Annotated in this window: 17 protein-coding genes; 4 read left to right on the top strand and 13 right to left on the bottom strand. The window is 40.7% G+C overall.

What is annotated here, in order from left to right; genetic code table 11:
* Positions 1 to 15 precede the first annotated feature (15 nt).
* A complete protein-coding gene (gene argR / locus D890_RS0105055) occupies positions 16 to 486 on the bottom strand; it encodes an arginine repressor (RefSeq protein WP_018963425.1) in 471 nt (156 codons plus the stop codon).
* A gap of 86 nt (positions 487 to 572) precedes the next feature.
* Here argR and D890_RS0105050 point away from each other — a divergent pair, with 86 nt between their 5' ends.
* Entirely contained in the window at positions 573 to 1,805 is a 1,233-nt protein-coding gene (locus D890_RS0105050) for an MFS transporter (RefSeq protein WP_245533145.1), read from the top strand.
* Here the strand turns inward: D890_RS0105050 and D890_RS0105045 are convergent.
* Positions 1,753 to 2,157: a metal-dependent transcriptional regulator gene (locus D890_RS0105045; protein WP_018963423.1), complete on the bottom strand. Its 405-nt coding sequence runs from the start codon at positions 2,155 to 2,157 to the stop codon at positions 1,753 to 1,755. The genes D890_RS0105050 and D890_RS0105045 overlap by 53 nt on opposite strands.
* Before the next feature lie 98 nt (positions 2,158 to 2,255).
* On the opposite strand from D890_RS0105045, the gene D890_RS0105040 reads away from it, so the two are divergent.
* Together D890_RS0105040 and D890_RS0105035 are read left to right on the top strand one after the other, a co-directional pair.
* Positions 2,256 to 2,459: a cold-shock protein gene (locus D890_RS0105040; protein ID WP_018963422.1), complete on the top strand. Its 204-nt coding sequence runs from the start codon at positions 2,256 to 2,258 to the stop codon at positions 2,457 to 2,459.
* Positions 2,460 to 2,577: 118 nt separating this feature from the next.
* On the top strand, positions 2,578 to 2,781 hold the full coding sequence (locus tag D890_RS0105035) for a cold shock domain-containing protein (protein WP_018963421.1): 204 nt from the start codon (positions 2,578 to 2,580) through the stop codon (positions 2,779 to 2,781).
* 135 nt (positions 2,782 to 2,916) lie between these two features.
* On the opposite strand, the gene D890_RS0105030 is transcribed toward D890_RS0105035, so the two are convergent.
* The 4 genes from D890_RS0105030 to D890_RS0105015 form a co-directional block, all read right to left on the bottom strand.
* Entirely contained in the window at positions 2,917 to 4,041 is a 1,125-nt protein-coding gene (locus tag D890_RS0105030) for a glycosyltransferase (protein WP_018963420.1), read from the bottom strand.
* Complete coding sequence (locus D890_RS07605) at positions 4,038 to 4,616, bottom strand: glycerol-3-phosphate acyltransferase (protein ID WP_156802677.1); 579 nt, start codon at positions 4,614 to 4,616, stop codon at positions 4,038 to 4,040. The genes D890_RS0105030 and D890_RS07605 overlap by 4 nt, the downstream gene beginning before the upstream one ends.
* 127 nt (positions 4,617 to 4,743) lie before the next feature.
* Positions 4,744 to 5,844 (bottom strand): NAD(P)/FAD-dependent oxidoreductase, encoded by a 1,101-nt coding sequence (locus tag D890_RS0105020; RefSeq protein WP_018963418.1) that lies wholly within the window; start codon positions 5,842 to 5,844, stop codon positions 4,744 to 4,746.
* Positions 5,825 to 6,565, bottom strand: coding sequence for a polysaccharide deacetylase family protein (locus D890_RS0105015; protein ID WP_026291326.1), 741 nt, complete (start codon positions 6,563 to 6,565; stop codon positions 5,825 to 5,827). Before D890_RS0105015 ends, D890_RS0105020 begins: the two co-directional genes overlap by 20 nt.
* 51 nt (positions 6,566 to 6,616) lie before the next feature.
* Between D890_RS0105015 and murB the strand changes: the two genes are divergently transcribed.
* The gene (gene murB / locus D890_RS0105010) at positions 6,617 to 7,456 is read left to right on the top strand and encodes a UDP-N-acetylmuramate dehydrogenase (protein ID WP_018963416.1); all 840 of its coding nucleotides are present in this window, start codon (positions 6,617 to 6,619) and stop codon (positions 7,454 to 7,456) included.
* A gap of 10 nt (positions 7,457 to 7,466) precedes the next feature.
* On the opposite strand, the gene phoU is transcribed toward murB, so the two are convergent.
* From phoU to D890_RS0104975, 7 genes are read right to left on the bottom strand one after another with little or no spacing between them, the layout of a single operon-like run.
* Positions 7,467 to 8,132 carry a phosphate signaling complex protein PhoU gene (gene phoU / locus D890_RS0105005; RefSeq protein ID WP_018963415.1) on the bottom strand — a complete coding sequence of 222 codons (666 nt, stop codon included), beginning with the start codon at positions 8,130 to 8,132 and terminating at the stop codon, positions 7,467 to 7,469.
* A 15-nt stretch (positions 8,133 to 8,147) separates the two neighbouring features.
* Positions 8,148 to 8,897 (bottom strand): phosphate ABC transporter ATP-binding protein PstB, encoded by a 750-nt coding sequence (gene pstB, locus D890_RS0105000; protein ID WP_018963414.1) that lies wholly within the window; start codon positions 8,895 to 8,897, stop codon positions 8,148 to 8,150.
* Positions 8,888 to 9,730 (bottom strand): phosphate ABC transporter permease PstA, encoded by an 843-nt coding sequence (gene pstA / locus D890_RS0104995; RefSeq protein ID WP_018963413.1) that lies wholly within the window; start codon positions 9,728 to 9,730, stop codon positions 8,888 to 8,890. The genes pstB and pstA overlap by 10 nt, the downstream gene beginning before the upstream one ends.
* Positions 9,727 to 10,617, bottom strand: a complete 891-nt coding sequence (gene pstC / locus D890_RS0104990; RefSeq protein WP_018963412.1) for a phosphate ABC transporter permease subunit PstC — start codon at positions 10,615 to 10,617, stop codon at positions 9,727 to 9,729. Before pstC ends, pstA begins: the two co-directional genes overlap by 4 nt.
* Positions 10,592 to 11,539 (bottom strand): PstS family phosphate ABC transporter substrate-binding protein, encoded by a 948-nt coding sequence (locus tag D890_RS0104985; protein WP_018963411.1) that lies wholly within the window; start codon positions 11,537 to 11,539, stop codon positions 10,592 to 10,594. Before D890_RS0104985 ends, pstC begins: the two co-directional genes overlap by 26 nt.
* Before the next feature lie 28 nt (positions 11,540 to 11,567).
* Positions 11,568 to 12,440, bottom strand: a complete 873-nt coding sequence (locus D890_RS0104980) for a sensor histidine kinase (RefSeq protein WP_018963410.1) — start codon at positions 12,438 to 12,440, stop codon at positions 11,568 to 11,570.
* Positions 12,424 to 13,071 (bottom strand): response regulator transcription factor, encoded by a 648-nt coding sequence (locus D890_RS0104975; protein ID WP_245533144.1) that lies wholly within the window; start codon positions 13,069 to 13,071, stop codon positions 12,424 to 12,426. The genes D890_RS0104980 and D890_RS0104975 overlap by 17 nt, the downstream gene beginning before the upstream one ends.
* Between the last annotated feature and the right edge of the window lie 14 nt (positions 13,072 to 13,085).

Here is a 13,085-nt window from a genome sequence, read left to right as displayed (position 1 = left end):
CTTCGTTAACACGCTTTACTTCTCCATTATATCATGCAGTTTTTCTTTTATCTCGAATGCTCCCACATCATCCTGTGCTAATACAAAAACAGTGTCGTCTCCAGCTATACTTCCTATAGCTTTTTTCAACTGCAGGGAATCTATGGCACGCGCTACGCTTCTGGCTGTACCAGGCACAGTTTTTATCACCAGTAAAGGTGAACGATATTGGATGTCTAAGATACTTTTCTTGACTATAGTGACAATGCGGTCATCTATAGTCATGGTCGTTGCTTCCGGAAGAGTGTACTCATAAGTACCATCTGGTAAGAACACCTTCATTGCACCAATTTTTTTTAGGTCCCTGGATATGGTGCTTTGCGTGACTTTAAAACCAGCCTGTTTAAGCTTGTCCACTAGTTGTTGCTGTGTGGATGTTGGTTCATTTTTAATAATTTCTCGAAGTGTTCTAAGACGCTCTGATGTTGACCTTTTACTTCGTTCCATGGTGTACCTCCTAATAAGCATATTTATACATTTACTATAAGATTCTACACCACTAAACGGAATTTATGAAATGTATAATATCTTTAATGCAAATAATTCGCGCACTAAAAAGATATCAGACGGCGTTTTTAGAAAACCCATCGGCATTACTTTGGTTTTCCGTAGCCACTTTTCTCTATTACACAGGTTTTTCTTTCTACTTTACAGTCTTCAACCTTTATCTTTCACAAATAGGCTTCACACAATCTGTCATAGGAACCGTCCTTAGCGCTAGGTCTTTTGGTTCTGTCTTAATGGTCATACCCGCAGCGCTCATCGTTAATAAAGTGGGTTACAAGAATAATTTTCTACTGGCTATGGGGTTGGCTGTTAGTGTCCAAACTATAATTCTTCTTACCAAATCTGTGCCACTTCTTATTCTTCTGAGTGGTTTACTTGGATGCGGTGATGCTTTGTTTATGATTGGTATTGCTCCTTTTATTATGGACCATACCAAGGAACAATATAGGAACGAGATATTTTCAGTGAATAATGCACTTCAAACCTTTGCCGCAGCTGGAGGTGCTTTCCTTACATTTGTGTCTGGTTTCTTGGGAATCAGCAACCCTGTAACCCTTTACAGAGATGTAATGTGGACAGGTGTGCTTTGTGCGATTTCAGGGCTATTGGTTGTTTTCTTCAGAGTCCAAACACAAGCTCATACATCATTAAGTAATCCGTTTACAAAAGAACATCTAAGTAATTTGCACGGTTTTGTTCCACTCTTGCTCGTACTAATTGTTCCGAGAACACTTGTGGGGTTAGGTGCTAGTCTCATTATTCCATTTATGAATTTGTACTTTAAAGATACGTTCCATTTGCCTGGTCCACAAATAGGTCTTATTTATACGTTTGGTCAATTAGCGACAGCAGCAGGGATGCTCCTTGCGCCGTTACTGGTTACACGAATAGGGAAGGTCAAAACAGTAGTTATAACAGAAATACTTTCATTGCCATTTATGTTTATACTTGCCAGAGCTGGAGGGCTTATATATGCTGTGCCTTCATTTTTGGCAAGGCAGGCACTTATGAACATGTCCACGCCAGTTTCACAGCAATTCAATATGGAAATCACACCTGCGCATTTTAGAACCATAACCAACGGTCTTATGAGTATGGGAGATAACTTGTCCAGAGCACTGGGCTCTCTCATAGCAGGCTATCTTATTCAATTCAGAGGTTATTCATATTCATTCTATGCTGCTATGGTTTTGTATCTCATTTCTGCTATTTTCTATTATGTGTTTCTCTCTCCGTGGGACAGAAAACAGAGTCAATAAGAGCCTGCAGGGTTTCAGGATGCAAAAAGTGTTCCATCTGGCATGCATCTGCCTCAGCTATATCTTCAGGTGTGCCGCTTCTCATCAACACACTCTTAATCGTTTCGTGACGATCAAGGATGGCCTTTGCTTTTTCTGCACCATCTTTGGTTAAGAAAACTCGTTTATAAGGCTCACGTTGTACCAAATTCTTTTCTTGGAGTTTCTTCACCATTATGCTGACTGTGGGTTTGGCTAGACCTAAAGCTTTGCACAATTCTGATACACTTACACCCTGATCCCTATGGGGGCTTCTGTAGATAGCTTCTATAACATCTTCTTCTCTGTGCGTGGGAATTGTTTTGCTCGTCATATTAAATACATTTTACCAAAACAATAGTGGTTTTTCTCTTTTCTATGGTGTATAATAAAACTGCCCCTTGAAAAGGGGAAGAAAGAAGAGGTACGAAAATGTACGCAGGAACAGTTAAGTGGTTTGATGCTCAGAAGGGTTACGGATTTATTACCCGTGACGATGGTGAAGGAGATGTCTTTGTACATTTCTCCGCAATCGAAGGCGACGGTTTCAAGACGCTAAACGAAGGCGAAAAGGTCGAATTTGAAGTATCAAGAGGAGCCAAAGGTCCTCAGGCAGCTCACGTTGTAAAAAAGTAACAATTGCAACGATAGAAGCTTAACAAGGGCGGATTAGTCCGCCCTTGTTTTTTTATAAATTAATGTTATATAATATGCTCAGCCCCACAAAGGGGCAAATGTTACAGGAGGTACAAAAATGTACACAGGAACGGTTAAATGGTTTGATGCGAAGAAAGGTTACGGGTTCATTACCCGGGATGATGGCGAAGGCGACGTATTTGTTCACTTTTCAGCGATTGAAGGCAATGGTTTTAAGACGTTAGATCAGGGAGACAAAGTAGAGTTCGAGATTGTTAATGGCCCTAAGGGCCCGCAGGCGGCAAAAGTAGTCAAAAAGTAGACATCAGTATAATCTAAACTACCGCTCGAGAGACCTCGCACTTTTGCATAGGCAGACGTGCGAGGCTTTTTTTATTTTCTACGTACTTGTAAAACCTATTGACATTACCATGAGGAAACCGCCTTGTCAGTTCTGTTAGAACCAACTTGGCTTTTTCACATTGATGGTTCTGCCTTTCCAAGAAGTGTTCCCAGTGCAGCCTTGTGCGATGGAATGAAAGCCAATGACAGAGTTTACTACAGTTATTAATGGGTGAAAAAGAACAACATATCTTGGCAGCTTGTAATCGATTGACGTTCCAAGCCAGATCAAGGTGGTCATGATTATGGTGCAGATGGCCAATAAAGTGTCTGGGGGCCTTATTAAGGCAATAAAGGGGTAGACTGCAACCAAGAACATCCATGTCCATACAAAAATCGAGGGGATTATCCGTAACGAAAAAAGGGCAAAGTAGCTCTTTGAAAGTCCATTGAAGGCTTCTTTGAAGCCACCGTACATGCGACAGGATACCAAGCCTGACAGGTTGTATGATGTGTACATTCTTAGCCCGTGACTTCGGACCAGTTTTGCTAACTCAATATCTTCTACGATTTCTCCTTTTACAGCGGCATGTCCACCGATTCTCTCATAGGAATGCCTGTTGAACATCATGAATTGACCGTTGGCCACACTAAGAGAGCTAAATATGGGCGAAAAATAGCTAAGGAAGAGCGGAAAAATGGAGACTATGCTGTAGCTTATGAATGGAACAGTTATTTTCTCTCCAAATGAGACTACAACTTCTCTGGGGATTCCTGAAATAAAAGACAGATCTTGCCGCTGCATTTCCTGTACCATTGTTGTGATTGTCTTCGGTGAATGAAAAGTATCCGCGTCGGTGAAAATAAGAATGTCACCGGTAGACTGCAGAAAGAGCCTATGACAGGCCCAATTTTTACCTGTCCAACCTTCAGGCAAAGGGTCAGCTGATTCTATGACTTGAAGCCTTTCGTCAGTGTTCGCCATCATGCTTAGTACTTTTCCCGTTCCATCTTCTGATCCGTCGTTCAATACAAGAACTTCGTAGTTAGTGTAATCTTGCAACAAGAGAGATTGCACGCACTTAGCAATGTTCTCTTCTTCATTCCTTGCTGGTACCAGGATCGATACTCTTGGTGGATCATTTAAATCTCCGCATTGTCTCGGCTTTCTAATCAAGAAAAAGTTTATTAGGGAATTCAACAATTGGTATAACACGAATAGAAAGATTCCCTTCATCATATTCTTAATTCCTCTCTGAACTGTGCCACAATAAGTAACGTAGAGTTTAAAACAGCTAGTGCAAAAAGCCGTAAGTCATGAAATCGAAAGAATGTGAAAGCGGGCAGTAGTGAGGAGGCAGTTATTACTGTGGCTTTATCGCTGACGCGCTTTGTTAGAAAATGTTTTAAGACTACTGATAAGGTAAAGATAGAACCCAAGAAAACAGGCACTTCCCACAACATTAAGCCAGACCAAATTCCAAAAGTAGTGGTTATGCCCTTTCCACCCTTGAACCTAAGCACCGGAGTAAACATGTGCCCAAGCACAGGCGCAATGCAAACAAGAACAAATGCGACAGGCGCAATATCATATGTAGTGGTCAACACGAATACTGGAATTGCTCCCTTCAAGAAGTCTAATGCCAAAGAGGGAATCCCTAATACCGGGCCTCCAGCTTTGAAGCTGTTGGTTGGCCCCGGGTTGTGATCTTCTCCAAAATGTCTTATGTCTTTGCCGAACAACAATCCTATAAGGTAAGAAAAAGGTATTGCACCACACAAAAAACAAAGAAAAAACAGAATCATGTTCTCCATAATTGTTTTTATTCTAACAAATTAACCAATGGTAACAAAGCAGAGTAAACAATTTCTGCATTTATTAAGCCACCCTTGCACAGTCATGCTGTATTTGTCAGAGTTGTCTAACGATAGGAATAAAAACCTAAGAGAAAAATTTTCTTACCAGCAACGGAAATTTGGATGGGTCTTCCTTTATCATGGTCAAATCGTCCAAGAGATGACCTTGGTTGCGTAATGTAAATCTATATAAGCGTTTCAAAGTGGTATGGGATACGAACCTATCCCAAATGCTTCTTAATATGGCCTGCTGTTTTAAGTACTTGATAACGCCAGAATCCTTCAGAAATTGAACATAGGCATCTCCAGCATTACGCTGATCTATTGCTTGCGCAGCCGCCATTCCAGACTTTATCGCAGTTTGTATCCCATCGCCAAGGAAGGGGCCACATAAACCTGCCGCATCGCCAACGAGAAAAACATTGTCTATAAATAACCTTCTTATCGGACCTGAGGTAGGAATCACTCCGCCTTTAAAGTCTGAGGGTTGTGATTGCGTAGAGAAGTATGTTCGACCAATCTGTTCGGCGTCAGATTTCCTTAAGGGTCTATCGGAAGCCAAGCCTATACGTGTTTCATTGCTGCTAGTAAAGGCCCAAACCCCATAAGCTCTGGCTATGTTCGGGTCTATCACGAATGATATCGTGTTATTACCTTGAGTAGGTTCTGTACCCCACTCATACCCGTAAAGCCAACTTTTTACTAAAGATAGCCCTGTGGCTCTGGCCACTTTAGAAAAACATCCATCTGCTCCTATAAGGAAATCGTAAGGTATACGCTTTTGGTCTGTTTTTCTTTCCAAAATCACATTTTGTGATTCAACATCTTTGAAAGAGTATCCGAGTATTTGCTCCACGTTGTCTCCCAATTTGTCTTGAAGTTGCTGGAAAAACGCTGTCTTATCAAGTAAATAAAGAAATGGTTTGTCGTCATGTAAGTAAACATTGCCAATGTCTTTGAACATCACATTCATAGAATCGAATGCCTTTTCTACAGGAGGATCAAACGAAAACACACGCTTCATAAGTTCTAATGTCGGTGGTGTTATCAATCCTGTGGATGCATTCCACAAATGTGTTTTTCTATCAACAAGGTATACTCTCGCTTTATCACGAAGAAAATATGCAACTGTTAAGCCACTGAATCCAGCACCGATTATGACTACCTTAGTGCCACTGGGTGCCATATCTTTTTATTAGACCTGGAAGGACAATTTTCAATGCATCCATGTCTGAGACTTTGCTATGAAGGAGAATAATACTCCCTTTGGGAGCACGTCTTATAAGATCTGCTCTACTTCCTACAGAAAGGTTTTTTCCATTCGGTTCTGTTATTACATTCCAAAGCATTATCTTGTAGCCATGTTTTATACATAATTGCAGTGTGGTCTGATCATAAATGCCACCAGGAGGTCTGAAGAACTTTGTATAAGGCCTCTGTTGACCAGCCATTTTATATACTTTTTCTATTTCAGCATCATCAAGCATTATTTCCTGTTCTTGCTGCTGAGCTGTTTTATGGCGAAAGTACATGTGTGTGTACGTATGATTGTGGAGTTCGCATCCTTCTTTTATGAGTTGTTGAAACAGGTCTTCATTGTCTTTGAGTGCTAAACCATATGGGAAAAGAAGGCATTTAAAGGACTCTCCATACTGTTGTTTAATAGCTATAAGCTCCTTGAGAGCGGGGCGTGAATATCCGTCGTCGACCGTTATAATGAAGGGTTCGGTTATATCATCAAAAATGATCTTCATTGAAACGGTAGTTGTTGAACCTTCTTCTATGGGTGGTTGTGTAAAGATGATAGGCACCAATGGATGAGCATTCACTGGTATAGGAGAAATAGATACAAACAAAACAGCCAAGGAAATAATAACGAAACATGTGCACTTCAATAATTGCTTCATAACAAAATTCTAACATTATGTCAGTTTAAAATCATATAGAATATTTCCATAATGTTGAACAGGAAAGAAATTAACTTAAAGGATTTTTCTCATATAAAAATAGGGCCTCCTTCCAATGTGTGGGTTGCATCCAACGCTATAGAACTACTTGAAAATCCGGGTTTCATCATAGACAAGACAATTCTTGGTAACTGTTCTAAACTGTTACTTCCAGAGGAACTGGAAAACGCTTTTCTAAACATTGATGAAGAGCCTGTTATTGAAAATAGCGAAGGCATACTTCACGTGTCTAGTGGAGTGCGTCTGAAAGACTTAGTGCATTATTGTATCGATAACGAATTGGGTGGATTCGATTTTATGACTGGTATTCCTGGAACTGTAGGCGGTCTCATTTGGATGAATGGGGGTTCTTTTGGAAAACATGTTTGGACTCAAGTTGAAAAGGCCAGAGTGATTTCGAGCGATGGGCGTGTTTTATGGTTAGAACCAAAAGATGTGAAGGCGGAATACAGAAATAGTCACCTAAATCAAATAGGTGTGAAATTTGTTGTGGATGTTTATTTTTACTATGAGCATGAAGACAAAGATGATATAAAAAATGAAGTTATTAGAAAAATCGAATATCGTAAAAAACGTCATCCTGTGGAATATCCAAGTTTAGGTAGCACATTTAAAAATCCAGATGGCCAAAGATCGTGGCAACTTCTAACTGAAGTCGGGTTATCGGGTTACCGTATAGGAGATGCTATGTTTTCGACAAAGCACGCGAATTTTATCATAAACTTAGGCAATGCCACGCGCACCGATGTTTTGTCTCTTATTGAGCTTGCCCAAGCGCGCGTGTTAAAACGATTTGGCATCCATTTAGAACCAGAAATTGTAATCTTATAGTGAACCGTGTTTATTCTTTTTGGTCCTTAGGTCCTAAATGCCTTATGTCGCTACCTTCGACTAAGAAAAAGGTTTCTTCTCCTATATTAGTTGCTAAATCTGATATACGCTCCAGATCTTTACTTGTGAAAATCAAGTCCAATGCCTTATTCATAGTGCTGGGATCTGCGAGGACGTAGGATATAAGTTCTCTTATTATTTGTTCTTGTAATTCGTCGACTAAAATGTCCTTATCGATGCATTCGCGAGCTAACTGGGTATCTTCCTTAAAAAAACTATCTAAGGCTTGGCGTGTTATTTCTTGCGCTGTTTCTGCCATGCGGGGGATATCTATGAGTGGTTTTAAAAGGGGTTCTTTTATTATTTCTTTTGCACGCCTAGCGATATTTTCGCAGTGGTCACCCATGCGTTCAAGGTCTTTGTCAATTTTCAAAACTGCTACTATGCGTCTCAAATCGTGTGCTACTGGTTGATACCGAGCCAAGGTGATAAGGCATTCCTCGTCTATCTGTTTTTCCAGAGCGTTTATACGTGGTTCTAGTTCATTAATAACAGAATCAGCCTCGGAAGGATCTTTTTCAACTAACGTTCTGACGCATCTCACGATGTCATCTTCAACTAAGCCGCCCATTTCTGACAACAAACTGCTTATTTCTGAAATCTTCTCATTTAGCATAATACTCTGCCCCCTTTATCCAAATTTGCCTGTAACATAACGCTGTGTTCTTTCGTCCTTGGGGTTTGTGAAAATGGTGTCTGTGGTATCAAATTCTACCAGGTAACCGTTTAGGAAAAACGCTGTGAAATCTGAGACACGTGCCGCTTGATACATATTATGCGTGACGAGAACAATGGTGTAATTCTTTTTTAGCGCCAGTATAAGTTCCTCAACCTTTGATGTGGCTGCGGGGTCTAACGCACTCGTAGGTTCATCCATGAGTAAAACCTCGGGATCTACTGCTATAGCCCGTGCTATGCATAGACGTTGCTGCTGACCTCCTGATAGGTCAAAGGCATTGCTATTTAGTCTATTAGAAACCTCTTGCCACAACCCTGCTGCTGTAAGAGCCGTTTTTACTTTGTCCTGTATCGTTTCTTTGTCTTTTATCCCTTGCAATCGCAAACCATATGCTACGTTATCAAAAATGCTCATAGGGAAGGGATTCGGCTTTTGGAAAACCATGCCTACTCGCCTGCGCAAAAGTATAGGGTCTATTCCATAAATGTTTTCGTTACTTAAAAGGATGTCTCCTTGCAACCTAAAATCTGATGAAAGATCGTTCAAACGATTTAGTGTTCTCAAAAATGTCGTCTTGCCACAGCCTGATGGTCCTATAATTGCTGTAACCGCTCTTTCTTCTATCCCTAAATTGATATTATGCAAGATTTGGTTATTTCCAAAGAAGACACTGACATCTCGAGCTTCGATTTTTAGAGCCACCGCTGTACCCTCCTATTGTACAAGAATGCAAATATACGTGCAAGCAATACCAGTATAAGAAGAACAAAACCGGCAGCAGCTGCAATGGGTAAAGCTTCTGTAGGTTTACTATGCTGGGTAGCCAGTATAAAAATATGATAAGGCATGGCCATGAATGTGTGCATTGGATTGAGTGTCACTGTGGGCTGATAAAACACAACGCCAGTAAGCAAAATCGGTGCAGTTTCACCAAGCGCTCTGCTTAAAGCTAAGAAGATTCCAGAGAGTATACCGCTAGAAGCATACTTTACAGAAACATCCCGCCAAACCTCCCAAGAATTTGCTCCCAAAGCTATGGCTGCTTCTTTTTGCGAGTTAGGAACTAATCTGAGCGCTTCTTCTGTCGTTGTTATTATGACGGGTAGATTCATAATAGATAAGGTTAGAGCCGATGCCAAAAGTGATAAACCCAAGTTCATCATGCGCACAAAAAAAGCAAGACCGAATAAACCAAACACTATGGCTGGTACACCACTTAAAGTCCTTATCGCATTACGCAAAATTCTTGTTATGGGGTTATCTGGTGCGAATTCTGCAAAGTAAACACCAGCTAATACGCCCACAGGTGCTGAAAGCACCAATACCCACAAAGTGAGGTATATAGACCCAAAAAGTGGGGAAAATACGCCTCCTTTAGTCATTCCATCGTCTGGATTAGTGAATAAGAAAGATAAAGAAAGCTTTCCATCAGACAATCTAAGCAGGTGAACAGCAACAAAAATGACAAATACTACAGCAGAAAAATAACATATAGCCGAAAGTAAAACCCAAAAAGAATCACTTCGCTTTTTCATTGTATCTCAACCCTGACTTTCGATGTTATTAACCCAGATAGGTAGTTAACCAGTAAAGCTATTATAAGTAATATGAAACCAATAAGAAACAGTGCATTGTAATGTAATGAATTAGCTACCGCTTCAGGCATTTCTATGGCTAAGGCACCTGTCATGGTTTCACCTGGCTGTAGCGGACTTGTAGGTATCATTGCAACGTTGCCTACTGCCATAATGACTGCCATGGTTTCACCTATTGCTCGCCCAAAACTAAGTAAAATGCTAGATATAAAAGCAGGCTTTACAAACTGAAACAACACGCCTATTGCAGCTTGCCACTTAGAAGCGCCCAAAGCCAAAGCGCCTTCTTTGTATATTTGCGGTATTTTTTGAAATGAGTCGGTAAGAACGCTAACCATCGTTGGCAAAACCATTATTGCTAAAGTTATCCCGCCGTTTAGCATAGTTAAGCCACTGGGCAGATTAAATGTTTTTGCCAACAAGGGTGCTATGGCCGTCAAAGCTAAGAACCCCATAATTACAGAGGGGATGCCTGCCAGAATGCTGAAGAATAAATCTGTGATTGGTCTAAACGTAGCTGGCAGGAATTGTGTAGAGAAGATAGCAGCTAAAAACGATATGGGTATGGAGATTGCGAGTGCAATAATCGTTGTCCACAGAGAACCTGCTAAGAAGGGGAGTATTCCCCAACTACTTTTTGAATAGCCTTCTGGATTCCAGCGCGTAGTAAATAGCTCTCTCAAAGGTATCTTTACCAGTGCTTTTAGAGAAGGCAAGAGCATGAAAATTATAATAAGAACTACCATTAAAGCCGCCAGCACCGCGGCTACGGTGCTGGCAAGCCTGAATACCTTCTCGCTGTTATTGTTGATTGAGGAGCGTTTCACTTGTTGCCCTCTCATTTGGCCCTACAGCATAGAAGCCATTATCTTGAACAATTTTCTGGCCCTGGTCGCTAAGTTCGAAAGCTAAGAAATCCTTCATAGCCTGGGTCATGGGAAGCTTTACATACTGGTATAACGGCCTTTCCAGTGGGTAAAGCTTGCTATCTATGGCATTCATATCTGTGGAGCTGTAGTATGTCTTACCGTCTGTACTAATTAGCACTTCGTTCACTTTCCCCTGCGCTTCTTTGAAATAACCTACTCCGATATATCCTATGCCAGATTTGTCTTGCGCCACGGCATTAGCAATATCACTATTGCCGTTCATCGATCTCATGTTAGGTGAGTAATCACCTTTAAGAGCCAGTTCTCTGAATAGGGTATAAGTACCGCTGTTGTTCTGCCTCCCATAAAGTGTTATAGCCATATTAGGTCCGCCAACATCTTTCCAATTTGTTATTTCTCCACGGTATATTTTACCAATTTGATCCAAGGTAAGTTTAGTTACAGGGTTACTTGGGTTTACTACAACTGTAATGCCGTCTCTTCCCAGAATAAATGTTCCAATATTGACACCGTTAGCTTTTGCTTGGTTAAGTTCATCTTGGGTAATTTCTCTTGATGCGTCTGCAATATCAATTTCTCCATTGATAATGGCGGCTATTCCTGATCCACTGCCACCGCCAGAAACAGAAATGTTGATTTCTGGATGTGCATTGTGAAATGCTTCTGCCAGCGCCTGAACAGTATTCACTTCTGTATCAGAACCCTTGATAACGATACTGCCTCCAGTTTGCGTCGGTGAGGTATTTGTCGCAGTTCCTGTATTTGCGTTGTTATTAGGTGTGGAACTGCATCCTGTGAGCACAAGAACTCCAACCAATATTAATCCCAACACACTCAAATAACTTTTTTTCATTCTCATGTTTCGTTCTCGCCTCCTTCAAATCTGATTAAATTCTATGTATGCTTGGTAAAGAAATGGTAAAGATACTCCCTTTAGGTATGTTAGGGCGATAGTCTAAGCGCAAACCATTGGCATCACAGGCTTTTTTGGCAATAAACAACCCTAAACCAACACTCTTAGTCGTGTTAAAAGGCGAGAACATTTTTTCTAAAACTTCAGGAGGTATACCGGGGCCAGTGTCTACTATATCTATAGAGTTGACGTTGAATATTAAAGAGACACTGCCTGCGTATTCTAAAGCATTTTCAATAATGTTTCTTAGGGATAGAAGGAGAAGCTGTCTGCTGACATGCCACGTAACCTGTGCGCTTTCTTTTACTTCTACTTTATATTGACTCTTAATATATTCAGCCATCTCTGGCATATAAACATCTTCCGGCTCGAACTTTTTCATACTAACAAAGTCAGTGAGCTGTTGGGAGAGTCTATCTAAACGATTTATACTTTTCTCCACACTGGATGCAAAAGGTTCCTCTAAATAATCCAAAGAAAGCGCCACACTATTAAGTGCGTTTCTGATTTCATGAACCACGTGATAGATCAGAATTTCTATTTGATCTCGTTCCTTATTACTGTGCGTTGTTTCTTCAACGACAATGAGCATATTGCTTTCAACAAATCGATACAGCTTGAATGTTCTAAGCGTTGTGGGTGTTTCTATTGCAAAGGAATCTTTTGTCATTATGGCGTTTCTAATATCGCTACGCCTTACATTCACAGATAATGGCCCATGGGGAACAAAAGTGAAAAAAGGTAATTCCGAAATCTGACCTGTTGCCAGTGGCACTGTGCCATTTTCTACCACAAAAGCAGGTATGTTAAGGGATTCCAAGATGTTTATTTCACGGTTCGTAAACATAACCCACTGACCTTATTGCCCTAATTTTCTCATTTAGTATAGGGGCTTTTTTCTTGAGGTTATGAATATGAACGTCAATAACCTTAGATGTCTCGGCTTTTTCACCGATCACATCCATTAGCTCTTCTCTGGAGAGTATCTTGCCTTGGTTGTTGAGCAACGCTTTGAGCAATTGTTCTTCAGTGAATGTGAGGTCAATGTTTCCATCTGGTGTCAGGAGGCGTCTATTCTCTATCTTTAATATGGGTTGTGAATTCTTATCGTTTAATTTAACGTCGAGGAGACGATTAATCCTGGCCACTAGCTCTTTCATTCTCACTGGTTTAAAAACATAGTCTAAAGCTCCTAAATCCAGTGCTTTAACCACATCTTCCTCAGCACTCCTGGCTGAAACCACTATAACCGGTGTATCGCTGTGACGATGCTTGAGCACTTCAAGTACACGAAATCCGTCCAGATTTGGTAACATGAGATCTAACAGTATGATGTCTCCAGATGCTTTGAGATCTAAAAAGGATGCCCCGTCTTCATAGATTTCGGTTGTGAAACCGAAATCGTTTAAGCGTTTGCTCAAAAGTAGAGCAAAGTCAGAGTCGTCTTCTACAAGAATAATCTTTGACCCACCACTCACAACTCTATTATAAT

The sequence above is a fragment of the Coprothermobacter platensis DSM 11748 genome (assembly GCF_000378005.1).
In the GTDB taxonomy this organism is placed as follows: Bacteria; Coprothermobacterota; Coprothermobacteria; order Coprothermobacterales; family Coprothermobacteraceae; genus Coprothermobacter; species Coprothermobacter platensis.
The sequence above is the reverse complement of the archived record's forward strand: the minus strand, read 5'-3'. Positions and strand labels throughout refer to the sequence as shown.

Excerpts from the sequence above, each read along its gene's own strand:
- murB (WP_018963416.1), top strand. The coding sequence starts at position 6,617 with ATGTTGAACAGGAAAGAAATTAACTTAAAGGATTTTTCTCATATAAAA.
- D890_RS0104980 (WP_018963410.1), bottom strand. The coding sequence starts at position 12,440 with ATGTTTACGAACCGTGAAATAAACATCTTGGAATCCCTTAACATACCT.
- phoU (WP_018963415.1), bottom strand. The coding sequence starts at position 8,132 with ATGCTAAATGAGAAGATTTCAGAAATAAGCAGTTTGTTGTCAGAAATG.
- D890_RS0105045 (WP_018963423.1), bottom strand. The coding sequence starts at position 2,157 with ATGACGAGCAAAACAATTCCCACGCACAGAGAAGAAGATGTTATAGAA.
- D890_RS0104985 (WP_018963411.1), bottom strand. The coding sequence starts at position 11,539 with ATGAGAATGAAAAAAAGTTATTTGAGTGTGTTGGGATTAATATTGGTT.
- D890_RS0105020 (WP_018963418.1), bottom strand. The coding sequence starts at position 5,844 with ATGGCACCCAGTGGCACTAAGGTAGTCATAATCGGTGCTGGATTCAGT.
- D890_RS0105035 (WP_018963421.1), top strand. The coding sequence starts at position 2,578 with ATGTACACAGGAACGGTTAAATGGTTTGATGCGAAGAAAGGTTACGGG.
- D890_RS0105030 (WP_018963420.1), bottom strand. The coding sequence starts at position 4,041 with ATGATGAAGGGAATCTTTCTATTCGTGTTATACCAATTGTTGAATTCC.
- D890_RS0105040 (WP_018963422.1), top strand. The coding sequence starts at position 2,256 with ATGTACGCAGGAACAGTTAAGTGGTTTGATGCTCAGAAGGGTTACGGA.
- D890_RS0105050 (WP_245533145.1), top strand. The coding sequence starts at position 573 with ATGCAAATAATTCGCGCACTAAAAAGATATCAGACGGCGTTTTTAGAA.
- D890_RS07605 (WP_156802677.1), bottom strand. The coding sequence starts at position 4,616 with ATGGAGAACATGATTCTGTTTTTTCTTTGTTTTTTGTGTGGTGCAATA.
- D890_RS0105015 (WP_026291326.1), bottom strand. The coding sequence starts at position 6,565 with ATGAAGCAATTATTGAAGTGCACATGTTTCGTTATTATTTCCTTGGCT.
- argR (WP_018963425.1), bottom strand. The coding sequence starts at position 486 with ATGGAACGAAGTAAAAGGTCAACATCAGAGCGTCTTAGAACACTTCGA.
- pstA (WP_018963413.1), bottom strand. The coding sequence starts at position 9,730 with ATGAAAAAGCGAAGTGATTCTTTTTGGGTTTTACTTTCGGCTATATGT.